Source organism: Caballeronia sp. LjRoot31, assembly GCF_964253885.1.
In the GTDB taxonomy this organism is placed as follows: domain Bacteria; phylum Pseudomonadota; class Gammaproteobacteria; order Burkholderiales; family Burkholderiaceae; genus Caballeronia.
On the sequence record NZ_CAXURX020000003.1, the window covers coordinates 1,149,783 to 1,175,015 of the forward strand.

The 25,233-nt window shown below is 60.6% G+C and carries 22 protein-coding genes; 11 read left to right on the forward strand and 11 right to left on the reverse strand.

The window, feature by feature from the left end; genetic code table 11:
* Nucleotides 1–39: 39 nt before the first annotated feature.
* Nucleotides 40–408 carry an NAD(P)-dependent oxidoreductase gene (locus ACSQ8V_RS33825; protein WP_436208726.1) on the reverse strand — a complete coding sequence of 123 codons (369 nt, stop codon included), beginning with the start codon at nucleotides 406–408 and terminating at the stop codon, nucleotides 40–42.
* Between the two features lie 330 nt (nucleotides 409–738).
* Between ACSQ8V_RS33825 and ACSQ8V_RS33830 the strand changes: the two genes are divergently transcribed.
* From ACSQ8V_RS33830 to ACSQ8V_RS33845, 4 genes are all read left to right on the forward strand, one after another.
* Complete coding sequence (locus tag ACSQ8V_RS33830) at nucleotides 739–2,136, forward strand: MFS transporter (protein ID WP_436208727.1); 1,398 nt, start codon at nucleotides 739–741, stop codon at nucleotides 2,134–2,136.
* A 105-nt stretch (nucleotides 2,137–2,241) separates the two neighbouring features.
* A complete protein-coding gene (locus ACSQ8V_RS33835; RefSeq protein WP_436209242.1) occupies nucleotides 2,242–3,237 on the forward strand; it encodes a LacI family DNA-binding transcriptional regulator in 996 nt (331 codons plus the stop codon).
* Nucleotides 3,238–3,387: 150 nt separating this feature from the next.
* Nucleotides 3,388–4,131, forward strand: coding sequence for a FadR/GntR family transcriptional regulator (locus ACSQ8V_RS33840; RefSeq protein ID WP_346730554.1), 744 nt, complete (start codon nucleotides 3,388–3,390; stop codon nucleotides 4,129–4,131).
* The gene (locus ACSQ8V_RS33845; protein ID WP_436208728.1) at nucleotides 4,132–5,544 is read left to right on the forward strand and encodes an FAD-binding oxidoreductase; all 1,413 of its coding nucleotides are present in this window, start codon (nucleotides 4,132–4,134) and stop codon (nucleotides 5,542–5,544) included.
* Between the two features lie 245 nt (nucleotides 5,545–5,789).
* Here the strand turns inward: ACSQ8V_RS33845 and ACSQ8V_RS33850 are convergent, their stop codons facing one another.
* The 6 genes from ACSQ8V_RS33850 to ACSQ8V_RS33875 all read right to left on the reverse strand — a co-directional run bounded on the left by ACSQ8V_RS33850 (nucleotide 5,790) and on the right by ACSQ8V_RS33875 (nucleotide 13,266).
* Nucleotides 5,790–6,797 carry a ketopantoate reductase family protein gene (locus ACSQ8V_RS33850; protein ID WP_436208729.1) on the reverse strand — a complete coding sequence of 336 codons (1,008 nt, stop codon included), beginning with the start codon at nucleotides 6,795–6,797 and terminating at the stop codon, nucleotides 5,790–5,792.
* A gap of 2 nt (nucleotides 6,798–6,799) precedes the next feature.
* Entirely contained in the window at nucleotides 6,800–7,873 is a 1,074-nt protein-coding gene (locus ACSQ8V_RS33855) for an alpha/beta fold hydrolase (protein WP_436208730.1), read from the reverse strand.
* A complete protein-coding gene (locus tag ACSQ8V_RS33860; RefSeq protein WP_436186101.1) occupies nucleotides 7,870–8,904 on the reverse strand; it encodes a M14 family zinc carboxypeptidase in 1,035 nt (344 codons plus the stop codon). The genes ACSQ8V_RS33855 and ACSQ8V_RS33860 overlap by 4 nt, the downstream gene beginning before the upstream one ends.
* Nucleotides 8,905–8,977: 73 nt before the next feature.
* Nucleotides 8,978–9,427, reverse strand: coding sequence for a hypothetical protein (locus ACSQ8V_RS33865; protein WP_436208731.1), 450 nt, complete (start codon nucleotides 9,425–9,427; stop codon nucleotides 8,978–8,980).
* A gap of 136 nt (nucleotides 9,428–9,563) precedes the next feature.
* The gene (gene tam / locus ACSQ8V_RS33870; protein WP_436208732.1) at nucleotides 9,564–10,334 is read right to left on the reverse strand and encodes a trans-aconitate 2-methyltransferase; all 771 of its coding nucleotides are present in this window, start codon (nucleotides 10,332–10,334) and stop codon (nucleotides 9,564–9,566) included.
* A gap of 613 nt (nucleotides 10,335–10,947) precedes the next feature.
* The gene (locus ACSQ8V_RS33875) at nucleotides 10,948–13,266 is read right to left on the reverse strand and encodes an FdhF/YdeP family oxidoreductase (RefSeq protein WP_436208733.1); all 2,319 of its coding nucleotides are present in this window, start codon (nucleotides 13,264–13,266) and stop codon (nucleotides 10,948–10,950) included.
* A 150-nt stretch (nucleotides 13,267–13,416) separates the two neighbouring features.
* Between ACSQ8V_RS33875 and ACSQ8V_RS33880 the strand changes: the two genes are divergently transcribed.
* Nucleotides 13,417–14,847 (forward strand): PLP-dependent aminotransferase family protein, encoded by a 1,431-nt coding sequence (locus ACSQ8V_RS33880; protein ID WP_436208734.1) that lies wholly within the window; start codon nucleotides 13,417–13,419, stop codon nucleotides 14,845–14,847.
* A 4-nt stretch (nucleotides 14,848–14,851) separates the two neighbouring features.
* Nucleotides 14,852–15,151, forward strand: coding sequence for an ArsR family transcriptional regulator (locus ACSQ8V_RS33885; RefSeq protein ID WP_436208735.1), 300 nt, complete (start codon nucleotides 14,852–14,854; stop codon nucleotides 15,149–15,151).
* Between the two features lie 119 nt (nucleotides 15,152–15,270).
* Here ACSQ8V_RS33885 and ACSQ8V_RS33890 read toward each other — a convergent pair whose 3' ends face one another.
* Nucleotides 15,271–15,780 (reverse strand): DUF1993 domain-containing protein, encoded by a 510-nt coding sequence (locus tag ACSQ8V_RS33890; RefSeq protein WP_213766013.1) that lies wholly within the window; start codon nucleotides 15,778–15,780, stop codon nucleotides 15,271–15,273.
* Nucleotides 15,781–16,305: 525 nt separating this feature from the next.
* Entirely contained in the window at nucleotides 16,306–16,779 is a 474-nt protein-coding gene (locus ACSQ8V_RS33895) for a hypothetical protein (protein ID WP_436208736.1), read from the reverse strand.
* A gap of 360 nt (nucleotides 16,780–17,139) precedes the next feature.
* Between ACSQ8V_RS33895 and ACSQ8V_RS33900 the strand changes: the two genes are divergently transcribed.
* The gene (locus ACSQ8V_RS33900) at nucleotides 17,140–18,663 is read left to right on the forward strand and encodes a sensor domain-containing diguanylate cyclase (RefSeq protein ID WP_213766015.1); all 1,524 of its coding nucleotides are present in this window, start codon (nucleotides 17,140–17,142) and stop codon (nucleotides 18,661–18,663) included.
* A 123-nt stretch (nucleotides 18,664–18,786) separates the two neighbouring features.
* Here ACSQ8V_RS33900 and ACSQ8V_RS33905 read toward each other — a convergent pair whose 3' ends face one another.
* Both ACSQ8V_RS33905 and ACSQ8V_RS33910 read right to left on the reverse strand, forming a co-directional pair.
* On the reverse strand, nucleotides 18,787–19,107 hold the full coding sequence (locus tag ACSQ8V_RS33905; protein WP_436208737.1) for a DUF4148 domain-containing protein: 321 nt from the start codon (nucleotides 19,105–19,107) through the stop codon (nucleotides 18,787–18,789).
* 90 nt (nucleotides 19,108–19,197) lie between these two features.
* Nucleotides 19,198–20,199: a LysR family transcriptional regulator gene (locus ACSQ8V_RS33910; RefSeq protein WP_436208738.1), complete on the reverse strand. Its 1,002-nt coding sequence runs from the start codon at nucleotides 20,197–20,199 to the stop codon at nucleotides 19,198–19,200.
* Between the two features lie 212 nt (nucleotides 20,200–20,411).
* Here ACSQ8V_RS33910 and ACSQ8V_RS33915 point away from each other — a divergent pair, with 212 nt between their 5' ends.
* The 4 genes from ACSQ8V_RS33915 (at nucleotide 20,412) to ACSQ8V_RS33930 (ending at nucleotide 24,888) form a co-directional block, all read left to right on the forward strand.
* Nucleotides 20,412–22,538: an FUSC family protein gene (locus ACSQ8V_RS33915; RefSeq protein ID WP_436208739.1), complete on the forward strand. Its 2,127-nt coding sequence runs from the start codon at nucleotides 20,412–20,414 to the stop codon at nucleotides 22,536–22,538.
* Between the two features lie 164 nt (nucleotides 22,539–22,702).
* Nucleotides 22,703–22,954 (forward strand): hypothetical protein, encoded by a 252-nt coding sequence (locus ACSQ8V_RS33920; protein WP_436208740.1) that lies wholly within the window; start codon nucleotides 22,703–22,705, stop codon nucleotides 22,952–22,954.
* A 90-nt stretch (nucleotides 22,955–23,044) separates the two neighbouring features.
* Nucleotides 23,045–24,541: a succinate CoA transferase gene (locus tag ACSQ8V_RS33925; RefSeq protein WP_436208741.1), complete on the forward strand. Its 1,497-nt coding sequence runs from the start codon at nucleotides 23,045–23,047 to the stop codon at nucleotides 24,539–24,541.
* A gap of 212 nt (nucleotides 24,542–24,753) precedes the next feature.
* Nucleotides 24,754–24,888: a hypothetical protein gene (locus tag ACSQ8V_RS33930; RefSeq protein WP_436208742.1), complete on the forward strand. Its 135-nt coding sequence runs from the start codon at nucleotides 24,754–24,756 to the stop codon at nucleotides 24,886–24,888.
* The last annotated feature ends 345 nt before the right edge of the window (nucleotides 24,889–25,233 follow it).

A 25,233-nucleotide genomic window follows, 5' to 3' on the forward strand; every position in this document is an offset into this window, starting at 1 on the left:
ATGTCTCAGGTTTGTTTTGTAGGGGGGCGGCTGGGCGGCTTAGCGGGTGTATTGAGTGTATCGAGTGTATTGCGTGTATTCGGTGAGCAGCGGTTCGCCGTTGAAGAGCGCTTGTAGATTGTCTCGAACGAGGCTGGCCATTGCCGTACGGGTTTCTACTGTCGCGCTGGATCTGTGCGGTTGCAGCATGACGTTGTCGAGCTCGGCGAAGCACGGATCAATCGATGGTCCATTCCAGAATACATTGCGTGCCGCGCCGCCGAAGCGATGGTCGCACAGATGTTGCAAGAGCGCAGGTTCGTCGCTGACGCTGCAGCGAGCGATGTTGAGCAGCATGCCGCATGTGCGAATGGACTCGAAGATTTTCGTGCCGATGCTTGCTTGGTTCGGCTGGGGTGAACCTGACAAAACAGGCGGACGTCATGTCGCTCCAATTGGCGCATGTCATCTTCTGAATACCGGTCGACCACCCGTAAATCCGGCTTGCGCACGTTGTTTCCTCATGCTAAATTGGTTTTCATTTGTTACCGGTAACAGTATCAAAAGCATACCGGGATGTCCAGAATAAAAGAGACACGACAGAGCGGGTACCGCCGACGTCATGACAAACGCGGCATAGCCAACGCGAGGCCCGCGCGAACACTACGAATTTTTATCTGCTGCGCGACAGTTCGGAACCCGCGCGGCTTTAGAACGTAGATGCATAAAGAGGCGTAAGCCAATAATCAGGAGACAGAAGTGAATTCTCAGCCGTCAACCCTCGCAGGCGATCCAAGGCCATCGGGCAACGAGCATGCCGATATCGCGTCCACACCCGTTTCAGCCCGGCAGTTGCAACGGGCAACGCTTACGGGTGCCGTGGGAAGTGCACTTGAATACTATGACTTTGCGATTTACGGCCTCGCGTCCGCGCTTGTGTTCGGCCATATCTTTTTTCCATCGCTGGGCGCGACCGCCGGTTTGATGGCGAGCTTCGCGACCTATGGCGCGGGTTTCCTCGCGCGCCCGTTCGGCGGCCTGTTCTTTGGTTCGATCGGTGACCGGAAAGGGCGCAAGTTCGTGCTGCTTGCGACTATTGCCATCATGGGTGCATCGACTACGCTGATCGGCTGTTTGCCTGCCGGTTCATGGGGCGCGGTATTGCTGGTGCTGTTGCGGCTTGCGCAAGGTTTCGGCGCGGGGGCGGAACAGGCCGGCGCCTCGACGCTGATGGCTGAAGTTTCGCCTGTCAAGCGGCGCGGCTTCTTCGCGGCGTTGCCGTTCGTCGGCGTGTTCGCCGGGCTGGCGCTTGCAACGTTCACGTTCAGCGCCATGCAAAAGCTGCTCGGCGACGAAGCCATGCTTTCATGGGGATGGCGCGTGCCGTTTCTCGGAAGTGTCGTATTGATCGGCGTTGCAATCTGGATTCGCCTGCGCCTGCGTGAAAGTCCGGTGTTCGCGAAGCTGGAAGCATCGCGCGAAGTTATCCGCTCGCCGATGAAAACCGTGATAGCCACGGCGCGCCGTCCCTTGCTTGCGGCGACGCTGATGCGTTTTGCGGAGCAGGGCGGTTCGACTATCTACAACACGATCGTGATTGCGTTCCTCGGCGGTTTTGTCGCAACGAAGATTGGCGTGCCGCGAGGCGAACTCGCTGCGATCGGTACGACTGGGGCGTTGATTGCGAGCATCGTCAGTATTGTCACCACGCCGCTGTTCGGTGCGCTGTCAGACCGGATCGGACGCCTGACGGTTTATCGTGGCGGCGCGATCTTCCTGCTGATCTGGTCCGTGCCTTCATGGTGGATGATCAGCACGGGCAATCCGGTCTGGGTCACTGTTTCGATGGTGGGCGGTCTGGCATTTGGCGCCAACAGCATGCTGGGTGCGCAGTGCGCCCACTTTACCGAGCTCTTCGGCAACCGCTATCGCTATTCGGGCGTCGCGCTGGCCCGCGAACTGGGCGCGGTTTTATCAGGCGGCATTGCACCGTTGCTCGGTGTCTATCTGATTGGTTTGTCGGGCGGCGCGTTCTGGGTGATGGGCGTGTATATGGCGGTGCTGTGCGTGTTGACGCTTGTCGGTACGTTCCTTTCTACCGAGACGCGCGAGCGCGACCTGACCTTGCTTAACGACGCCGTGGGCAAGGGCAGTTAGCGCATCCAGGCGGCCCCGCGGCTTAATCCGCGCCGGTTCGCGCGGTATGATATCGGGCGTTATTCAACGAGACCAGGCGAGTCAATGTCAGAGTTCATGCCGACGATGGCGGATGTCGCGCGCGAGGCCGGTGTGTCGAAGATGACGGTGTCGCGCGTGCTGGCCGACCGCGATGTATCCGTAGCCATGCGCGAGCGCGTGCTCGCGGTGATCAAGAAACTGGGCTATGTGCCGGATGCATCGGCGGGAACGCTGTCGTCCGGGCGTTCGCCGTTCATCGTGGCGCTGGTGCCGTCCATGTCGAGTTCGAACTTCGCGGACACTGTCCACAGCCTGAACGCGACAGTGACCGCGCATGGCCTGCAACTTCTTCTTGGTGACACCGACTACGACCCGAAGCAGGAAGAACAACTGCTGCGCGTGATGCTCGCGCACCGGCCGGAAGGCGTGATGTTGACCGGATCGTTTCACACCGTTGCCACCCGCGCGATGCTCAAGCGTTCGAAGGTTCCGGTCGTCGAAACATGGGATGTGCCGCGCACGCCGATCCAGCAGGCGGTGGGGTTTTCCAATGTCGATGCCGCTTGCGAAATGATGCGGCATCTTCATGGGCGGGGGTATCGTCGGATCGGGTTTATCGGCGGTGCGACCGGGCTTGACCGTCGCGGCCTGGACCGGCAAGCGGGGTATCGGCAGGGCTTGCGTTTGTTCGGGCTCGGTGACGCGAGGGTGATCGCGCATGGCGCTTCCCCCGTGACCATGAGCCACGGCGGCGAGGCGTTCTCGCGGTTGCTGGATGCATGGCCGGATACTGACGCCGTGATGTGCGTGAGCGATATGTCGGCGTTCGGCGCGCTGATGGAATGCCACCGGCGCGGGATTTCGGTTCCCATTCAGATGGCGGTGGCCGGGTTCGGAGACTTCGAAGTGTCGCGATATTGCTATCCGAGTATTTCGACGGTGGCGGTCGATCCCTACGCGATCGGGCGCATCGCGGGCGAGATGTTATTGGCTGGGGCGGCTGCTCGCAAGAACGGGTTGGAAGGCCTTTCGGAGAAACGGCGCGTGGAGTTTCAGGTGGTCGCGAGGGAGAGTACCTGAGGCCGAATTAATATCGGTCAGGGGGCAGGGTGCGAACGGAAGCCGGCTCACCTCGGCGACGTCAGAATCTTTCCCCATTCACTCGCCAAAAGTTTTCATATAACATGCAAACCGGAAAACCTGAAACAAACGGCTGAAGCCCGGAGCCCCGTGACAAAAGCGCTGACCCTGACCCAGCAAGTCGCCCAGCAAATGACTGGCGACATTCGCGATGGGATTTACCCCGTAGGCACCAAGCTGCCGTCCGGCAAGGATCTGGCGGTGCGCTTCGGCGTCAGCCAGTCCGTCATCCGCGAAGTGACGGAGCGCTTGCGCTCGAATGGGCTGATCGACAGCCGGCAGGGCGCGGGTTGTACGGTGAAGGCTCGCACGGAAACGGGCGGTTTCCGCGTCCCTCACGCGGTCGGCGCGGACCGGGCGGACCTCGCTGACGTCTATGAGCTGCGGCTCGATCTGGAAGGCGCAGCAGCGGCGCTGGCTGCCGTGCGGCGGACTGACGCCGACATCGACGCGCTGGCGGCCATTCTCAAATCGCTCGCCGACAACCTCTACACCCCGGACCACGCGGTGGAGCTGGACATTGCGTTCCACGTCGCGATTGCCGATGCCACCCACAACCGCTACTACGTCGATCTGCTCCAGTACCTCAACTTGCAGATCCGCCAGGCGGTGCAGACGGCTCGTACGCATTCGCTCGCGCGCCAGCGTCTGCCCGATGAAGTGCATCGCGAACACGTGCGCGTATTCGACGCGATCCGCGCCGGTGATCCTGTGGCCGCGCGCATCGCGGCGACCTCGCATTTGCAGAACGCGGCCGCTCGCCTGAACCTCACGATCCGCGGACGTGACGCACTCAACAGCGCCGCCACCCCAAGTCCACTGACGAACGAATAAATGATCGACTCCTCTTTCCCCCAACGTCTGATCGACAAGCTCGGACCCGACGCCGTTATCACGGCCGCCGACGACATCGCACCGTGGCTGTCGGACTGGCGCGGCATGTACACCGGCCACGCACAAGCGGTCGTGCGCCCCTCGGGCACGGAAGAGGTAGCCGCGGCCCTCGCGCTCTGCTCGGACGCTCGCGTCCCGGTCGTGCCGCGCGGCGGCAACACGGGCCTGTGCGGCGGCGCCACGCCCGACGCCAGTCCCGTGAACGTGATCCTGAGCCTGGACCGGATGCATGCTGTTCGCAGTATCGATACGATCGGCAACACGATGGTCGCGGAAGCCGGCTGTATTCTCGGCAACCTGCGGCGGGTCGCAGCCGACGAACACCGCCTGCTGCCGCTCAGTCTCGCCGCCGAGGACTCGTGCCAGTTGGGCGGCAATTTGTCGACGAACGCGGGCGGCGTCAATGTCGTGCGCTATGGCATGACGCGGGAACTGGTGCTCGGACTCGAAGCTGTCCTGCCGAACGGCGAGATCTTTCACGGCCTGCGCACGCTGCGCAAGGACAACACCGGTTACGACCTGAAGCAGTTGATGATCGGCGCGGAAGGGACGCTCGGCGTCATTACCGCCGCGGCATTGCGGCTCTATCCGCGCAACGACGTGCGCGTGGTTGTGCTGGCGGCCGTGAATTCGTCGCAGCAGGCGCTGGATCTTTTCGAACTTTTGTTCGAACGTGGCGGCCCGCGCATGCAGGCGTTCGAATTCTTCACCGCCGAATGCCTGGACATGGTGCTTGAACAAGTCGATGGCATGCGCGCGCCGTTCGCCGAGCGTCATCCGGCTTACGTGCTGATCGAACTCGCCGATACCGTCGATGAAGCCGCGTTGCGCGAGCTTGTGGAAACGGTCATTGGCGAGGCGCTCGAACGCGAGTTATGTATTGATGCTGCGGTATCCGAATCAATTGCGCAGGTGAACAGCATGTGGCGGCTTCGCGAGGAAATCTCCGAAGCGCAGCGCGCCGATGGTCCCCATGTGAAGCATGACGTCTCGCTGCCGATTGCTTCCATTCCGGCGTTTCTTGCCTCGGCGGGCGAGCGCATCGACAAGCATCACGCTGGCGTGCGCCTGATCGTGTTCGGTCATTTCGGCGATGGCAATCTTCATTACAATCTCTCGCGCCCGGCGGGTGCGCCGCGCGATTTTTTCAAGCTTCACGGAGAGGGATTGACGGCAGAAGTGCTGGACGAAGTGGCACGTTATGGCGGCAGCATCAGCGCGGAACATGGCATCGGACAACTCAAGCGCGAGTATTTCAGCCGCTATAAAGACCCGCTGGAAATCCGGCTCATGCGCGAGATTCGAAAGGTATTCGATCCTCACGGCATCATGAATCCGGGCAAGATTTTCTGACAAGAACACGGGCGCTCGCTGATCATCGCGAGCGCCTGCCGAAACGCATTGATACGACAAAAAAACGTCCCGCCCTGCAACGTGGCGGCCACCAACACTATCCAGCTTCCTTGGGAAGTGTTGCTGCGCGAGATCCTGCGGTTATGCCCCGGCATTCTTGATGGAGTAGCGACACGAACGAAGCTGCTGCATTCGGCTTACGGTCTGGCGCTTACCTAAGAGAATGCCATGACGCGAGCAGATGCCTAGCGCGTCGGCGCGTTCGCCTTACTGGCCAGACTGGCATTCAACTGACCGGCGAGCCCATACAGCATGCTGAGAAACGGCACCGGGATTCCAGCCTTCGCCGCCAGCTCATGCGGCGCACCCAGGATCGCTTCGATCTCCAGTTGACGGCCCGCTTCCACGTCCTGCAGCATCGACGTCTTGAACGCACCGAGCTTGCGTGTTTGCGCGTTGCGCGCCTGTGTTGTCATGTTCAGTTCAATACCGATCTCTTCGCCGATCCGCCGCGCTTCTTCCATGATCGACACAACAAGCTGCGCCGTCAACGGGTCGTCGAGAATCACGTCGGCGGTCGAGCGCGTGATCGCGCTGATGGGGTTCATGGTCATGTTGCCCCACAGCTTGGCCCAGATATCGCTGCGAATCTGGGTCGACGCCGTTACGTCGAATTGAGCGAGACGGAGCAATTCGATAGCACGGGCCGCCTGATCGGTGACGCCCGCAGCGGCGGGTCCGACAATAAGCTGGTTGCCATTGCCCTTTTTAATCACTCCGGGACCGGCTATTGAAGAGGAAAGGTGCACGACACAGCCCGAGACCTGCGACGGCGACAGGGCCGTGGACACCACACCTGCCGGATCGACCGATTCGAGGCGCTGCCCTTCAAGATGGCCACCGAATGAGTTCAGGAACCACCAGGGCACCCCGTTCATTGCCGAAACAATATGTGTACCCGCGTTCACGAGCGGCGCCAATGAACTGGCGGCTTGTATCAGCGCGGGTCCTTTCAGGCAGATGAACAGCAGGTCCTGCGGCCCGAGCGAGCCGGGTTGATCGGTCGCGTTGACATCGACCACATAACGGTCGTCGCCTTCCATGACAGTCAGGCCATTGCTTTGTATGGCGTCAAGATGCGGCCCGCGCGCCAGGAGGTTCACTGCGACGCCGGCACGCGCCAGACGAGCTGCAACGATACCGCCGATAGCACCACCGCCAACCACGGTGATTTTGATGGATTGTTGATTCAAATTCAAATCTGTCCCCTGTATGAAGCGTCGATATGAGCGACGCGTCGAATGAGCGCGGCAAGGACATTCTCCCCAGCGCCATGCGCAGGCGAACACTGTAGCGAATCCCGCGTGCTGCGTTTCACGATTTTATCGGTGATGGGCCGCGCCTTTCCACGCATGGAATGCCTGATGACCTGAATCTCGCAGGCGCGATACAGCGCCATAGCAAAGCGAAAGCGTGAGCAATCGTGATTCCGTGCGAGAGCAGCCGGTGGTTCTGACGGATCGGCGCGCCTATCGGACACAACCGGCGTTTTATCTGCGAGACTTTGCAAGTTGCGCAGCCAGTCGGCGATCGCCTTGCAGGTCCAGAGCGGATCGTCGTGGGGCAGATCGTGGCCAGCCCACGCATGCACGGCGTGAGCTGTTCCCCAACGGGCCGCTATGCGCGTGGAGCAGACCGGATTGACCAACCGGTCCGCCTTCGATGAAAGCAGCAGCGTAGGGCAAGCGGGCGCATGATTGCCGGCACGAAAGCGCGCCGCCGCCCACAACTGGCGCAGACCGTTCGCCGCGCTCACTCCGGCGCTCTGCCTGATCGCGGCCCACGCAGCGATATCGGCGGACTGGGTGTCCACCCGATTGCACGTCAGGTCATGGACAATCGTTTCGCATTTCGTGGGACGCGCCCATGAAGCAGCGACGCGCATGAGCGCGGGCCAGACCTCGGGTCGAAGGCGCTCGGTCATGGTGCTAAACGGCCGCATGCTGGTATTGATGAGCACCAGCCGCTCGATCTCTTCCGGATGGCGTTGCGCCCAGCCGGTCGCGACCATCCCGCCCAGCGACATGGCAATCAGCCGATACGGCGGCAACAACCCGGCATCGGCCGCACGCGAGCGGACGAACTTCACCATCTCGGCCACATCGAGTGGAGCGCTCAGCGCGTTTTCGCGGCCGTTCCCGGGCAGGTCAAGCAGCGTGATGCTGTGTGCATCGCCGCTGAAATCCGCTTCAACACGCAGTTGCTCGGGAAACGATCCCCAGTGACGACCCTCGCGCGTAAGTCCGCGCAGCAAGATCCATGTGCTCATCGTGAGGATTTTCGCTGCCAGTGTTCAATGGCGCGCTCAAGAATCTGTTTTCTCGCGTCGCCCTTGGGGAGCCATCTATTCGATGCAAACGCCGCGCGGGTCAGGAAGTCCAGGAAGTTGGCGTGACGGCGCAAGACCCGTTCGACCCGATGCGCCTTGACCGGGTTGAACATGCCGAGGCGAGAGAAGATCTGGCTGGGGTTTTTCCGGATCCAGCGCCATGAACCCAGTTCCAGGGTCATCGGGAGAAACACATTGGGCGCGGGCGTCTGGTCGTAGGCACAGTCCCACAGATCGCCGTGAAGCAGGTATTGGTGGCTTTGCGGTTCGAACGCGTAGCCGTGATGCGGATAGGCTTGTTCGAACATGGTCTTGAGCTGATACATCTCGGGGAGATGGGGCATTTGCTGCTTCGTTCGCGCATAAGGGAACCAGATGCTGTCGTCCCAGCCGTAACCTGAATGACAGTCGAGCGCAAGGCTGAGCGGGCGGCTCATGAGCTCCTGCTTCACGACGTCGAGCAACGCGGCGCTCTCGAGTTCCAGAGACCCCTGGACCGGACCGCGATACCACGGCAACCACGAACCAATACGCTGGCCGCCCGCAAGGAAGGGGACCCGCCCTTCGGCGCTTTGAGGGGCATTGCGCATCAGGTCGACACCGTTCGGATTCGAGCGGGTTTGTGCCCACATGCCCCCCGGATTCACGATCGGCATGAAGACGAGCCGCACCGAGCGTAACTGTTCGTGCAGCAGTTCGTCCCACTCGAGACGCCGCAGCAGCGCGCGCATGTAGTCGAGGATCAACTGCGTACCGATGCGCTCCAGGCCGTGTACGCCGCCAAAAAAGCCAATGGCGGGCGCTTCGGGATCGTTCGATCCGATAGCCGCAGTAAGGATTGGGAAGGAGTGTGCGCCGGCGCGTACTTCGCCCACTGTGCGCGATTCAAAGCGTGCGCTGCCGGCCGCGAGGATGGCATTGAGGTCATCGAACTCCGCAAAGCTTGCGGAGGCTACGCTTAATGGTCTCATGCCCACGGCCTGTTTTTCGATGCGTCCTGAAGCGGCCGGAAACAGAGTGGCCGCCTCAGGACGCCTGGTACGCTCAGGACTTGCCTGGCCTTCCTGTTTTGACTGTCTCGACAGCGGCAACAGCCGCAGTGAGTTGCTCGATGTTAGCGCGCTCAAGTATGAGCAAACCCGCCCGCAAGAGCTCGCCTTTTTTGACGTGCACGCCGTTGGCGAGGCATTTTTGCTTCAACAGGCCAATTTTGTCGTAATCGGACTTGGGCATCGTAAAGCTGTCACGCACGACCTTCTCTTTTTTCGGCCGTTTGATTTTTTCTTCGGATGCAGCGGACTCGACAGGCGCCGCTTTGACTTTCGTTTTAGCAGGCGCTTGCGCGGCCTTACCCTGGGGTTCTTTTGCTACCTCGACCGCTGCTTTGGCGGTTGACTTGCGTTTGCTTGCTGCCGGTTCGGCAGCAGCCGTTTCCGTCGTCTTGGGAAAATGAAAAGCCTTCTTGCTAGGGGCCTTCGTAGCGGGTCCGGGCATGAAATCTCCAGTTGAGTAAAGGTATAAACAGTATATACGATTTTCGAAATGGCTCGCGCGAGGGTTTCGAGGTGTGGTTCCATGAGCGATTTACCGGGTTCGCCGATGCGAACGACGGTCAATTCCAGTTCCAGGCCTAGCGCACGGCGATCACGAACAATCGGGGGAACGGCAGCAGAACCGTCCCGTCCGCTAACGCGGGATAAGCCAGCCCAACCGCTGTCTTGTAACGCTCCAGAAACGCCAGCCGTTCATCTTCAGTAAGCGGTTCCAGAAACGGCCGCAGACCGCTTCCCTTGAACCACTCGACGACCGCGTCTGCGCCACCCGCCAGCGCATGATGGTAAGTAGTCCGCCAGACATCCGGTTTCGCGCCGCAAGAACGAAGCAGTTCGAAATACCACGCCGGACTGGCCATCGGCGTCCGGGCCTTTGCAACCTCCGAGAGCTTGCCGGCCCAGGGGCCGTCGGCCGCAATCTCACGCATCAGCTGATGTGCCGGCTCCTCGAGATTGTCCGGCATCTGAACCGCGAGACTGCCGCCAGGTGAAAGCTTCGCGACGAGCGCGGGAAACAAGCTGGCGTGATCGGGCAACCACTGCAGCACTGCGTTCGCGAGGATCACATCGAACGGACCGGGGGCATTCCATGCCTTGATATCGGCGATCTCGAAGTGAACTTGCGGCAGCCGCTTGGCGGCTGCTTCGATCATGTCCGGTGAACTGTCGAATCCGCTTGCCGTAGCGTTGGGAAAGCGCGCTATGAGCGCTTCGGTCGAATTGCCGGGACCACATCCTATGTCCACGACAGTGCGCGCATCGATGTCCGGAACAGCAGCGAGCAGGTCGCGTATGGGACGATTACGCTCGTTTTCAAAGGTTACATATTGCTTGGCAGACCAGCTCACTGTGTAATTCCTCGATAGATAGATGACAGTGCCGCGCGGTTTCGACGGGCTTCATTCAGTAGCCGGACACCGCGGGCGTCAATGTTCAAGCTTCGACTCGATTTGACTAAGGTACAGCATGAGTGCAACCGGTCGCAGGTTCTAACGCGGGTGAACATGCGTTGCCGGTTATAAAACCATTAGTGGTCGTGTAAGGTTTGCAAGCCGATGTCCTCTCCGTCGTCGCACGCTGTCTGAGAGGTGCGCAGCATTTGCAACGGGGGATTCGTCTTGCGTAGATAGGGTGGTTTTCTCTGCGGGAAGGGTATGGGCCGCTAGTTTGCGCACCGCAGATGTCCTGCGTAAAAGGAATTTATTATTCTAATGGGTTCATTTTTCTTATGAAAATCGGCGTTCAGGGCGTTTGTTGCCGTCGCCGAGGTGCGAATGGGCTTGGCTTGCAGTCGTTGTAGAAGTGAAGTGGAGTTCGACGGCGGTCGGGCTGGTGGCCGAGCGTATTGCCGCGGCGGGGGTGCCGCGGCTCGCCGTGCAAAAAGGCGCGTATCCGACGCAGGCCCTTTACGACATGATCAAGGTGCGCGCGGTACCCGCGAAAGGGCAACGCGCTCCGGCATCAAGCCGCTTCGAGTTGCTTCTCGGAAGAAGCACACAACAACACAGGAATGGACTTCGACGTAGGCGTCCCCGCCCCATCGGCAACACTCGACAGCGGCACGAGCGGATTCGTTTCCGGGTAATACGCGCCGAGGCAACCGCGCGGAATGTCATAAGCGACCAGCAGGAAACTATCCGCGCGCCGCTCGACACCATCGTCCCATACGCTTGTGATATCCACCCGTTGACCTGCTTCGAACCCCAACATTTCAATGTCCAACTGATTGGCGAACAACACGCGCCGCTGGCCGTACACACCACGATAACGGTCATCGAGACCATAGATTGTCGTGTTGTACTGATCGTGTGAACGGGTGGTCATGAGTGTCATCAACCGCTCGCCATGAACCATCCGCGCACGATGAATCGGGGTATCGAATTCAATGCTGTGCACGAGGAATTGTGCCTTGCCGCTCGGCGTATTCCATACGCGCTCGCGCGATGCCACACCCAGATGAAATCCTCCCGGATGCTTGAGCCGCTCGTTGTAATTCTCAAAGCCAGGGATCACTTTCTCGATGCCGTCGCGAATCAGCGCATAGTCGTTCGCGTGCGCGAGCCAGTCAACCTTGGCGCTGCCGAGCGTGGCCAGCGCCATGCGCGCGACGATCGCAATCTCCGACAACAGGTTCGGCGAAGCCGGCCGGTTCATGCCATACGAAATGTGCACCATGCTCATGGAGTCTTCCACGCTCACGCCTTGCGCCACGCCGTTCTGCATGTCGATTTCCGTGCGGCCGAGCGTCGGCAGGATCAGCGCATCGCGGCCATGAATCAGGTGGCTGCGGTTCAGCTTGGTCGTGATATGCACGGTCAGGTCGCATGAGCGCATGGCTTCCCATACGCGCGGCGTATCAGGCGTCGCGATCGAAAAATTGCCACCCAGCCCGATAAACACCTTCAGCTTGCCGGCGAGCATTGCTTCGATTGAACGCACGACGTCGTAGCCATGTTCGCGCGGCGGCTCGAAGTCGTACGCGGCGCCGAGCCGGTCGAGGAACGCTTGCGTCGGCTGCTCTTCGATTCCAACCGTGCGGTCGCCCTGCACATTCGAATGCCCGCGCACCGGGCACAGTCCCGCACCCAGCCGGCCGATGTTCCCGCGCATCAACATCAGATTCGAGAGAAGCTGCACGGTTGGCACCGAATTCTTGTGCTGCGTAAGACCCATGCCCCACGTCGAGATGACGGCGCGCCCGCGTGCGTAGATATCGGCGAGTTGCAGGACTTCATCTTTCGGCACGCCCGATTCCGCCACGATCGCATCCCAGCTTTCAGCACGCAGGTCTTCGGCGAAGGCGTCGAAACCGACCGTATGCTCGGCGATGAACGCAATATCGAGCACGCGCGGCAAGCCTTGCTCGAGCGCTGCATCGTCCAGTTCGATCACGCGTTTCGCCACGCCTTTGATCAACGCAAAATCCCCGCCAATTTTCGGCCGGATAAACACCGAACTGATTTTCGTGCTGCCGCCCGTGAGCATCTCGACCGGATGCTGCGGACTCGCGAAGCGTTCGAGACCGCGTTCACGCAGCGGGTTGATCGAGACGATCGTGGCGCCGCGTTTTGCGCACTCGCGCAGTTCTCCCAGCATCCGCGGATGGTTCGTCGCCGGATTCTGGCCGAAGAGCAGCAGGGTATCCGCGTGTTCGAAATCCTCGAGCGTCACGGTTCCCTTGCCTACGCCGACGGTTCCCGGCAGACCCCGGCTCGTCGCTTCGTGGCACATGTTCGAGCAGTCGGGGAAGTTGTTGGTGCCGTACATACGCACGAATAGCTGATACAGGAACGCGGCTTCGTTGCTCGCGCGGCCCGAGGTATAGAACGCGGCGCGATCGGGGTTATCGAGGCGATTCAGGTGGTCCGCGATCAATGCGAACGCGTCATCCCACGCAATGGGCACGTAGCGGTCACGGGCTGCGTCGTAGACAAGCGGATCGGTCAGGCGGCCATGCTGTTCAAGCTCGTAATCCGACTGCGCCATCAACTGTTCGACGGTATGTTCTTCGAAGAATGCGGGCGTGACGCGCTTGCTGGTGGACTCGGCCGCCACGGCTTTCACGCCGTTTTCGCAGAATTCGAACGTGGACGCATGTTCGCGATCGGGCCACGCGCAGCCGGGGCAATCGAAGCCGTCTGGCTGGTTCTGACCGAACAGCGTGCGGTAATTTCCGCCCGAGACCTTCTCCTTGAGGAGATTGAGGGCGACGTACTTGAGCGCGCCCCAGCCGGCTGCGGGGTGGGTGTACGGTTCAATGCGAGGTTCGGGTTTTTTCACAATGCCTGCCGCGGATTCATGAGGGTTTTCACCAATGATCCGAGACTACTGTGTTCCGAAAATGACGCGGTATACAGAAAAATAGATAAACGAGGAGTACAGTTTGGGGTTTGCCGGGCTCGGCCAACCCCTTTTGCTCATTCACCTACCGTGACGCTCTACGAAAAACTGGCGGCCGAGATCGAGGAAGCCGTACGACGCGGCGTGTTCGCCGTGGGCGAGCGTGTGCCGTCGGTGCGTCAGGCAAGCGCCCAGCATGGCGTCAGCATCAAGACGGTCCTGCATGCCTACGCGCTTCTGGAAAGCCGGGGTGTCCTGGAAACCCGGCCGCAGTCGGGCTACTTCGTGCGCGAACTGCCTGCGCCGCAAGCGGTCAGTCAGGCCGCCTCGCAGCCACCGCCGGTTGCATCGAAAGTCGATGTCAGCCGCCTGGTCTTGTCCACGCTTCGCTCTATCCGCTCGCAGGACGCCACGCCGCTGGGGTCGCCTTATCCGGATCCGTCGCTGTTTCCCTGGCGCCGTATCAACCAGTTGGCGAACGCCATTGCGCGGCGGCATTCAAGCTGGAACCTGATGGACGACCTACCGCCGGGCAACCCCGAACTGATCCGCCAGATCGCGCGGCGTTACGCGGAGAACGGCGTGCCCGTTGATCCCGACGAGATCGTCATTACCGTCGGCGCCACCGAGGCGATCAACCTGAGTCTGCAGGCGGTAGCCAAACCGGGCGACACCGTCGCGGTCGAATCGCCGACTTATTACGCGATGCTCCACGCAATCGAGCGCCTCGGCATGCGGGCGATCGAAGTGCCGACGCATCCGGCCGAAGGTATCGACATCGACGCACTCGCGATCATCATCCGCGAACACCGGATCGCCGCGTGCATGGTCATGCCGAACTTCCAGAATCCCCTGGGCTTCGTGATGTCGGATGCGAACAAAGAGCGGCTTGTCGGCCTGCTCGCCGCCCATGAAATACCGGCGATCGAGAACGATGTGTATCAGGAGCTGTACTACGGTGAAGCCCGTCCGTCCGCGCTTAAGAACTTCGATAAAAAGGGCCTGGTGCTGCATTGCGCGTCGTTTTCGAAGAGCCTGACGGCGTCTTACCGGATCGGCTGGGCGATGCCCGGGCGCTACCGCCGCGAGGTGGAAAAGCTCAAGTTCCTGAACACGCTGACTACCCCTTCGGTGCCGCAGGTTGCGGTGGCTGACTACCTCCGGCAGGGAGGTTATGACCGTCATCTGCGGCATGTGCGCAAGGTGTATCGGCAGCAGGCACGCCTCATGATCGCAATGGTCACGCGCTTCTTTCCCGCCGGCACGCACACGTCAACGCCCATGGGCGGCTACGTGTTGTGGGTTCAGTTACCCGGCAATGTCGACTCGATGCAACTCTATGAAACAGCGCTCGCGCTCGGGATCACGATCGGACCCGGCACCATGTTTTCATCGCGCGATGCCTTCCGTCATTTCATCCGGCTCAACTACAGTTACCCCTGGAACGCGCAAACGGAAGCGGCGGTGAAGACGCTGGGCGAACTGGTTGCCGGCATGGCGCGCGAAAAAATCGGGGGTTAAGAATATGGACGATGAGATCGACCCGGCGCTGATCGCGATTCTCGCGCAGTTATGGCGGGCGGCGCAGGAGACCCCCGGACGGGCGTGGTCGCTGGCGAAGTTATCGAAGCAATCGGGCGTGCCGATGAGCAGCCTGAGACGTCACTTGACCGCGCTGTCCGACGCGGCATTGCTTGACCCGGCCGATCCGGATACCACCCGTGAAACCGCCGCGAATACGCCCACGGCCGCGTTGAGCGAAGCAGGCCGCGAGTTATGCGCGCAACTATTCGCCCAAGCGCCCCCGGAGATCGACAAGCTCTGAACGATCGTGCGTCTGCGCGAGCGCTATTGGCGATTGCCGATTGGCGGTCAGTCAGGCCGCAACGGACAGCGTCAAAGCCCGTTGCGGCCTGATGCCCATGCGCTCGATCAATAGCTCGATCAATAAGCGCCCATGTAGTCGCGCTTGCCGATATCCACGCCGTTATGGCGCAGGATTGCATATGCGGTCGTCACGTGGAAGAAGAATTGCGGCAGGCCGTAGTGTTGCAGGTAGGCGCTGCCGGCGAGCTTCTTCTCTTTCGGCGTACCCGGACGCAGCACGATTTCCTTGTTTTCGCTACCTTCGAATTGCTCGGCATTGAACGTGCCGATGTAAGCCAGCGCCTTGGACACCAGTGCTTGCAGATCGGCGAACGTGACTTCGGTATCGGGCCACGACGGCACTTCCACGCCGGCCAGGCGCGAGGTCACGCCTTTGGTGAAGTCAGCGGCGATCTGCACCTGGCGCACCAGCGGAAACATGTCCGGGAACAAACGTGCTTGCAGCAGCGCGTTCGGGTCGATGTTCTTTTCGGCGGCGTGTGTTTCTGCTTTCTTGAGCACGTCGGACAGGGCGGTCAGCATCTGCTTGAAAACCGGGACGGACGTGCTGTACATGGAAATGGTCATGATCACTCTTTCAGTCGATGAGGGGTTGCCGGCGCGAACGATGCCGCGCCGGCCTGTTTTATCTTGTTTAATCTCGGGACAGTCCTGGACAGGCGATTGAACCGGCTAGCCACGTGCCTGACAATGCGGCTTGACCTGTCCGCCCTGGGTTTGCTTCGGAGCAAACCGTGGCGTAGCCGGAACGCTGCACCCAGCCCGGTGCCGCGCAAGATTATAAGCGCGCCGTGACCAACGCCGGATTGCACGTGATTCCGGGGTTAGCGGTTGCGGGCCATGCGCTTTTGCGCCCAATCTTGCACGTTTGCGGATGGTGTTTCGCACGCCGTGCGCCGTGAACGCCGGATCTTCTAACGCGCTGCGTTGAACCCCAAAACCGGTTGGCCGGCGATTAGCGGCCCAATGTCGAAACGGCGGACAACACTCGTCCATCGAAGCGTTTTTCTGCTTCGATTCCCCCCCGATTGCAAATCCGGCGCCAATCCGATGCCGATGCAATCCGCGATAAACGCGAAGGGTCAAGCAGTCTTACGCAGACACGTCCGCGGCAACTTTTGAATAGTCGCAAAACTCCCGGAAATCGCTCGCTAATATCTGCAATAGCCCGGTGCCTTTACGTCCGGTGGCACGATAAAGTTCGCCGTCGCGGCGGCCTGCCTCCATGCCTTTGCTGAAAGCCTCCGAACTCATGATCGCGCTGTCGATCGATTGGGTGAACGATGCCGGGCTATCGGGAAAAATCAAGGCGATGACAAGGCCGGCGGCTGCGAGCGGAACACCGGAGTCTTCAATTTGCCACGCCGCGCAGATCGGCTGGCAAAACCCCTGGAGATAGCCAGCCAGCTTCGCTTCCAGATCAGCAGGCAGCGCGTGGTAAGCAAGTTGTGAACGTGCAATGGTGGGAAAGGTGAGCGCCGCGACAATTGCCGCAATCTTGCGCGCCGTTGCCAGTTCTTTGGTGTCTTGCGTCACTTCATGGACTTGAAATAGCGGTTGGAACATCGACGCCTCCTTATGAGCCTGGTTTTCCACGAAAACACTGGGTACGGGGTTGATGGAATATGATTCGTAACGCGGGAAACAGCGGTGGGGTGGCGCGTTCTCCGTTGGAAACCCGCCCGCCAATAATGGCGTGTGCATGACGGCATGGCAAATGAACCGCCGAGCCGGTAGTTAGCGGTAGTACTGATAGAGTGACGCGAGGTATGAAGCGGATAGTGATGTTCTTCGCATGGAGGTTTGGCGGCGGGATGTCGGTCTGACATTAGTTGAGCGTGAGATCCGCGGATGCATCGAAGCTGATCCGGCGGGACCAGGGACGAGAACCGTGTCCTCTATCAAGTAGGAAAGACCGTAACCATAATGACAAAAGCAGAGCAATCCAGCTGCGTCGGCATCGTGAGCCGCATCAAGCGTGGTCTGTCGACATCCGTTGCTGTCGCTTCGTGTGGCGTTTTTATTGCAGTTGTCATGGTGGGCCTGTGCGGCGTGGTCCTGTATCAGAGTCGCCAGGACGCGCTGGAACATACCCGCGACACTTTGCGCGATATCGCCGTCATCGCACAGCGCGATATAGAACGCAATCTCGAACTTTACGAACTGTCGCTGCAAGCCGTGGTCGATGGGCTTCAACAAGCGGACGTGATGGCCCTGTCGCCGCACATGCGCCGCGAAGTACTCTTCGACCGCGCAGCCAGCGCGAAATATCTTGGTTCCATGCTGGTGATCGATACGCTCGGCAACGTTGTCATCGACTCCGGCAGCGACACGCCAAGAGCGGGTAATTTCAGCGACCGGCCGTATTTCACGGTTCAACGCGACAATCCCCATGCGGGTCTCTATGTAAGCGATCCGTACCTGTCTCGCTTGCGCAACGGCACGCCAAGCATCGGCCTGAGCAGACGGCTTTCCAACCCGGACGGATCATTTGCGGGGATCGTGCTTCTGGCGGTGAATATCGCGTATTTTCACGACTTGTTCGCCGGCTTGTCGCTGGGTCCGCGCGGATCGATTTCGCTGATCGGAAGCGACGGCTCCATGCTGATGCGGCAGCCGTACGATCCCAGTGTTATCGGGCGAAACATCAAGGACGCCGCTACGTTCAAGCAGTTTTTATTGGCGCCGGAGGGGAGCTTCATCGAAAAGTCGTCAATCGATGGCGATCGCCGCCTGTATTGGTTTGCCAATTTTCCGCACGCGCCTCTCATCATCATGGTGGCGGCGTCCGAGACGGATATCTACGCTTCATGGCGGCGCCGTGCTCTTACGATCGGGTCGCTGATGGCCGTCTTCGGCGCGGCGTTCATTGCGCTCTCCATTTTGCTCGGGATGCAATTGCGGCGGCGCATGCGGGCTGAGTCGGCGCTGGAATTGCTCGCGAGAACGGACGGCCTGACCGGACTGAACAACCGCCGCAGTCTTGGCGAGATACTTGAACTTGAGTGGCGTCGCGCGAAACGCTCGCGGAGCGTGCTGTCGCTGCTGTTCGTCGATATCGATCGATTCAAGGCTTACAACGACACCTACGGCCATCAGGCCGGCGACGATACCCTGGCGGCAGTCGCACGCTGTATTGCCGACAATATCCGGCGTCCGTCCGACAGCGCTGCACGCTATGGAGGAGAGGAGTTTATTGTCGTGCTTCCCGATACATCGGCGCTTGGCGCTTCGCTGATCGCGGAGAAGATCCGGTCCGCTATTTGCGCATGCCATATCGAGCACGCGGGCAGCGAGTATGGATGCGTGACGGCCAGTATTGGCGCGGTGAGCCGTGAACCGCAAATGGACGACGATCTGACGACGGTGATCAAAGCCGCGGACGAGGCCTTATACAACGCGAAGGCGGCCGGCCGGAACAAGGTGTCGAGTGCTGAGTCAGAGGCGTGATGCGTTCGATCACGACCGCAGTTTATTCAACGGCGGTTCCCGCGCATCGGGGCGCGGGAACCGCCCGATCAGTTCGGGCTTTCGCCGGAAACCAGCGGCTGACTTGATTAACGGGTGTCCATCTTAACGGGTGTACATCGCGTTCCAGTCAGCGGCCGATACGCCGGGGCGACCCGAAGCCGATGTGCCGTTGGCGCTGCCGCCATAGCTGGTTGCTGCGCCGGTCGCCGCGCTGTGTTGAACGGCAATGCGTGCTTCCGCAGCCTGGATGTCCTCGGGATAACGCGTGTTATCGCCATCACCCGCGTGATACCCGGCTTGTGCAAGCTGGTTCAGTTCCGCGCGAACTTGCGCACGGGTAACCGGCGCGTTCGACTGAGCGAACGATGCAACAGGTGAGGAAAGCACGGCAACAGCAATAACGGCTTGAATCAGGGACTTCATGATGACTTACCTCTCGTTTAGGTCTTGGTCCGGTGCGAGCAATCTTGTTCGCAACCGGTGACTCAAGTCTAGGTAAGCACACCGTTAAGATTAAGACATCTCCCCGGAAGGCATTGTTATGAAATCGGGTGGGAAAGTTTCGTCGGCCTTGACTGACTTGGTGCTGGCGACATGCGCGAGAACCGCTTCATCGCGCGCGATCATGGCGGGCAGGTAAGTGCGCAGGAAATCAATCCACGTTCGCGTCTTTGCATCGACGAAGCGGCGTGACGCGTAAAGCGCATAGATATTCGTCTTCTGCAAAATGTGCTGGTCCAGGATGCGGACCAGCGAGCCGTTGCGCAAGCCCTCTACGGCGGCATACAGCGGCAGCATGCCGATGCCAAGACCTTCGCGAATCGCCACCGCGAGCGACTCTGCGATATTCACTTGCACCGGGCCGCTTATGTTCATCGTCTGAACGCCGTCGGGACCGTCGAGTGTCCATTCATTGGCCGGAAATGCAGGCGTATGCAGCGTCAGGCACTGATGCTGCGCGAGATCAGCGGGCCGCTCGGGCATACCCTGCAAACGTACATACTCAGGCGATGCGCACAAGATGCTGAAGGTGGCGCCGAGCGGCTGCGAAACCATCTCGGAGTCGGGCAGCGACGCCGCCGAGATGATCGCCACGTCGCTGGTTCCCTCGAACAAATCAGGCATGCGTTGCGACAGCGTCAGGTCGACCGAGACGTCCGGATATTGCCGCCGATACTGCGCAATCGCCGGCAGCACGTAATGCTGTCCGATGCTCGCGAAGCTGAACATGCGCAACGTCCCGGACGGATGTTCGTGCGCGCAGCTTGCCTCTTCTTCAGCACCGTCTATGTCCGCAAGGATCTGCAGGCATCGTTTCAGATAACGCTCGCCCGCTGTCGTGAGCGAGAGCTTGCGGGTGGAGCGCGTCATGAGGCGAGTGCGCAGATGCTCTTCAAGTTCTGAGACGGCGCGTGACATCGCGCCGGTGCTTGAATTCATGCTAAGCGCGGCTGCCGTGAAGCTGCCCGATTCGACCACGCGCGCAAAGACGCGCATGTTTTGTAGCGTATCCATCAGAACCTTGTGTTGGCGAAGAGGGCCGAATTGTCTGCCTGCGGCACGCAGACATTGTTGCGAAATCCAGAGAAGCGGGTTGTGGCGCAGCGGCTTAATCCGGCGACGCCGGCTCCATACAATCGGCACCTTCGCATGGCGGCTCGCGTGATGGCATGAAGCACGCCCGAGCTGCCCGCGCCTAACGCTGGCCCAAGGAAACGTGCTGGTTCATGAACGACGAAGAGGTGCCCGAGAGCGCGTTGGATCGGGTGAAAGATGCCGCCCGCGACTGGCTCGCGACCGCTGCGCCCAGCTGGCTGCATCTGCTGAAAACATTCATGGCCGTCGCGAGCGCGATGGGCCTCGCGATGCTGCTTCAGTTGCCGCAGCCTCGTGTTGCGATGACCACCGCCGTCGTGCTCATGCAACCGCTGGCGGGCATGGTGCTCGCAAAAAGCGTCTACCGGTTGTTCGGCACGCTGCTGGGTGCGGTCGCGGCGCTGGTGCTCGGAGGGGTGTTTGTGCAGCAGCCAGAGGCCTACATGGCCGGTCTGACTGGATGGGTTGCCGTCTGTACGGCGCTGGCTGTGAGGTATCGTCACTTTAGGTGGTACGGCTTCGTGCTGGCAGGGTACACGGCGGCGCTGATCGGCATACCGGCCGTGGACGATCCGAACGGTTTGTTGCTCGCCTCGTTGAACCGCACAGCCGAAGTCACGCTCGGCATATTGTGTTCAGGCACGATCAGCGCGCTCATGATGCCCTTGCGCGCGAGCACCGTATTCGCGGCGGGTTTGCGTCGGCGGGATGAGGATTTTAAAGCTTTCGCGGCAAACGTGCTCGGCCGCAGCGTTGGGCGAGGAGCGTTCGAGCAGCGCTTTGGCGCGTGGGTCGATGAAACCATTGCCCTCGATGCCCAGCTTCGTTACGCCGCGTATGAGACGCCGGCCATGCGCGCACAAAGCCGTCGTCTTGCGCGGCTCAACAGCGAATTCCTCGATGCCTGCGCGCGCCTGCATGGGTTGCATCAGTTGCTCAGGCGCATGTTGGTGAACGATGGCGCCGCACTGGTCACCGTCATCTCTACGCATCTCGATACACTTTCGATTCTCTTACGAACGCATGACAGCCTTAACCACGAAGCGGAGTTCACCGGGGCCTTGCAGCGCTTCCGGGCCGGTATGCAGGAGACCATCCGCACCGCACGCGCACGGATGGAATCAGACGCTCCCGCACTGCTGCCCGATTTCGATACCGCCATCGAACTGCTGTTTCGTTTCGTCGATGATTTCGCCCGGTACACCCGCACGCATGCCGCCTGGAAACACGACGAACCGCTCGCGCTTCCTGATCGCGTAACCTATCCGCACGTGGCGCGCACGCATCTCAGTGTCGTGCTTGCCTCGTTCGTGCGGACCGCAACGACGGTCGCGCTGATCGGCAGCTTCTGGATTGCAACAGCATGGCCCAGCGGGGGCATGGCCGTGATTGCGGCCACGCTGGCCTGCGGTTTGTGCGCGACCTCGGCACGGCCGTCCCGGCTCGCGCTGCAAATGGCTGCCGGTGCGGCACTTGCCGTGGTCGTCGGCTGCGGGCTGACACGTTATGTATATCCCGCCATCGACGGCTTCGCGTTGCTGTGCGCAGTCCTCGCGCCAGTCGTGGTGCTGGGCGCTTATGTGGCGTCGCATCGGCATGGTGGCGGCTTTGGGACGGGGTTTCTCGTGTTCTTTTGCTTGCTCGCGGGGCCGGACAATGTCACGAGCTATGCCCCGGAGACATTGATGAATAACGGCGTTGCAGTGGTCCTCGCGTTGCTGGCCGCGTCGCTCTGCTTCGCGCTCGTATGTCCGCCCAATGCCGCATGGCTGGTTGAAAGAACTCAACGCGAGCTGCGGGCTCAGGTGGCGCGCGCATGCCACGGCAGGCTCGTTGGATTGAATCATCGTTTTCACGCAAGCACGCACGACTTGATGTACCAGTTGCGTGGCTTGCTTGCCGACCGGTCGCGGGAACATCGGCGCGCGTTGCGATGGATGCTGGCGACACTCGAAGTGGGCCAGGCGGTTATCGATCTGCGTGAAGCGGCGTCAGGCGTCTCCATCGATGAACAAGGGCACTGGCGCGCGGCCATGCAGTCCTTCCGGCAAGCAGTTTCGCTGCTCTTCACCGCGCCAACCGATCAGCATCGGCTTCAGGCGCTTGGGGCAGTGGTGTCGGCGCTCGAAGCGGCGCAACAAAGCCTTGGGATGGGTGTTGCGCATGGCCACGGGCGCGAAGTGGGGCGCATGGTGGCGTCGCTACATTCCATTCGCACGGCGTTGCTCGATCGCGATGCGCCGTTCCATCGGCGCTGACCGGCGTGGTCCGCGCGCCGTGGCAAACAGTGGGGCGCCGATTGCCCGCAGATGAGGAAGGGTGCGTTACACCACGGCCCCTTAATCAACCCATCCCACAGTCATATATTTCCCTCGGCGGCGAATTGATTGCTGCATGCAAGTAATGAAACAGGGAAAGTGAAATGAAATTATTGAAGAGTGCGCTGGTGGTTTGTTCGTGGTTTGTCCTGTCGGCTGCCTATGCGCAATCGGGCTCGGTGAGTGCAGTGGCCGCGGCAAGCCCGCAAGCGGCGCAACAGGATCAGCGAACGGTTGCAACCGATACAGCCGGCGCGGCAGTTCGCGAAGTACCCCAGGTATCTCATGTGGCGCGCAAGCCGGACGAATGCGTTGGACCCGCCAGCTATTGCAGCCTTTTCTTCGGCGGAAGCTGATCTGCGCGACGTCCCGGCAAGCGCCCGCGTCGCCGCTCATCTGACCAGAACGAACGCACCCTGCGATCGACGGTCCTGAGGAACATTCAAATGGTCGAAGACCGTATTCGTTGCAAAGCACTGCTCAGTAAAATCATGTCGAGTGCCGACGCCGCGCAGTTGATTCATGACGGCATGGTGGTCGGTATGAGCGGTTTTACGCGCGCCGGGGATGCCAAGGCGGTGCCCGCGGCGCTTGCTGAGCGCGCACAACGCGAAAGCCAGGCGTTGCGCATCACGTTGATCACCGGCGCTTCGCTCGGACACAACACAGACAAGATCCTGACCGAGGCAGGTGTGCTGGCGCGAAGACTGCCGTTTCAGGTCGACAGTACGCTGCGCCGAGCGATCAACAACGGCCGGGTGATGTACGTCGACCAGCATCTTTCCGAGACGGTGGAACTGCTTCGCACGAATCGCCTTGGGTCGATGGACATCGCGATCATCGAGGCTGCCGCCATCACGGAGACCGGCGGCATAGTCCCCACCACGTCCATTGGCAATTCAGCGACGTTCGCCGCTTGCGCGCAGAAGGTGATCATCGAAATCAATCTGGCGCAGCCCGCCTCGCTTGAAGGCTTGCACGACATCTGGCTGCCGGCTGACAGGCCGCTTCGCGAGCCTCTGCCCATTGTGCGTCCTGATCAGCGCATCGGCACGCAGTCGATCGATGTGACGCCTGGGAAGATTGCCGCGATCGTTGTGACCCACTGCCCGGACAGTCCCTCCACGGTCGAGAAACCCGACGAGGACACCGCCCGCATTGCGGGCCATCTGATTGAGTTTTTCCAGCACGAAGTGTCGCGCGGGCGCTTGCCTCGAACGCTGCCGCCACTGCAGGCCGGTATTGGCACGATCGCCAACGCGGTGCTGTCCGGCTTCGCAAGCTCGCCTTTCGACGCGCTGACGATCTATTCCGAAGTGTTGCAGGACTCGGCTTTCGAACTGATGGATGCAGGCAAGGTGGCGTTCGCCTCCGGCGCGTCGATCACGTTGTCACAAGACCGTCAACGGCAGGTCTTCGATAACCTCTCGCGTTACCGGGACAAGCTGGTGTTGCGCCCTCAAGAGGTAAGCAACCATCCGGAGGTGATCCGGCGGCTCGGGCTGATTGCGATCAACACGGCGCTCGAAGCCGATATCTATGGCAACGTGAATTCCACCCATGCGGGCGGCACGCACATGATGAACGGGATTGGCGGCTCGGGAGACTTCGCGCGCAATGCGGCCTATGCCATTTTCGCAACCAAGTCCATGGCGAAGAACGGTGCGATCTCCAGCATCGTGCCGATGGTGCCGCATTGCGATCACAACGAGCATGACGTCGATGTGATCGTGACGGAAATGGGGCTGGCCGATCTGACGGGCCTGGCGCCGCGCGAGCGGGCGCTGCAGATTATCGAGCACTGTGCGCACCCGTCGTATCGGGACCTGTTGCGCGATTATTACCGCGACGCGCTGAGGTTCGGCGGCCACACGCCGCATAACCTGGCGACCGCGTTCGGTCTGCACATGCGGTTCGCCGAGACCGGAACAATGAGGCTTTAATGGTCGTGGATACCTGTCTACGCTGGTTGTGTTAACGGGTGATATTTATTTAAGTTTTTGGAACATTTTCACTTCGCTGTCGCACGCGTTGATGACCGTCACGCTCAAAAAAAACTTATCACACGGGTTATCAACGTAGACCTGTCGGCGTGAAGATCGAGCGTGGCGCTGGTGATGATCGCGCAAATTGCCTCAACTTCAGGTTCGACGGCGTGAACAAGTCCATCGGTGCGTCCGACGATCATTTCCTGGTGCGTCTGCCGCTGGCGCCCGGCAAGTACGTGACTCGTGATGTCACCGGCCATAGCGGAATTTCCCGTTTCACGGCTTCCTTTTCGAACGCGTGAACTCAGCGGCTGGCGGACCAGCGCGCCGCGCATCGACCCGACCGACGCGTTCACGATACTGCTGAGTGCCGTGCTCATTTCCTGTATAAGGTGATGCGAACGCGTCGTACGTCGCGGCCCATGCAATGAAGTTTGACAACATGACCACATTCAGCTCCTGAGAGATATCGACATCCGGGGCGAAGCCTGTCAAAGTCGCTTCGCCGCGCATTTGGGGCGACCTCTTGCGGAAGCCTCCGGCGTCATGTGTCCGAGCTGGGCACACTGTCGGAAACCAATAGCCGGTAAACTAAATCTAGCATCGGGCTCGCTGTGCGGCTCGTGCGGCCGAATCCGCTGTTGGGT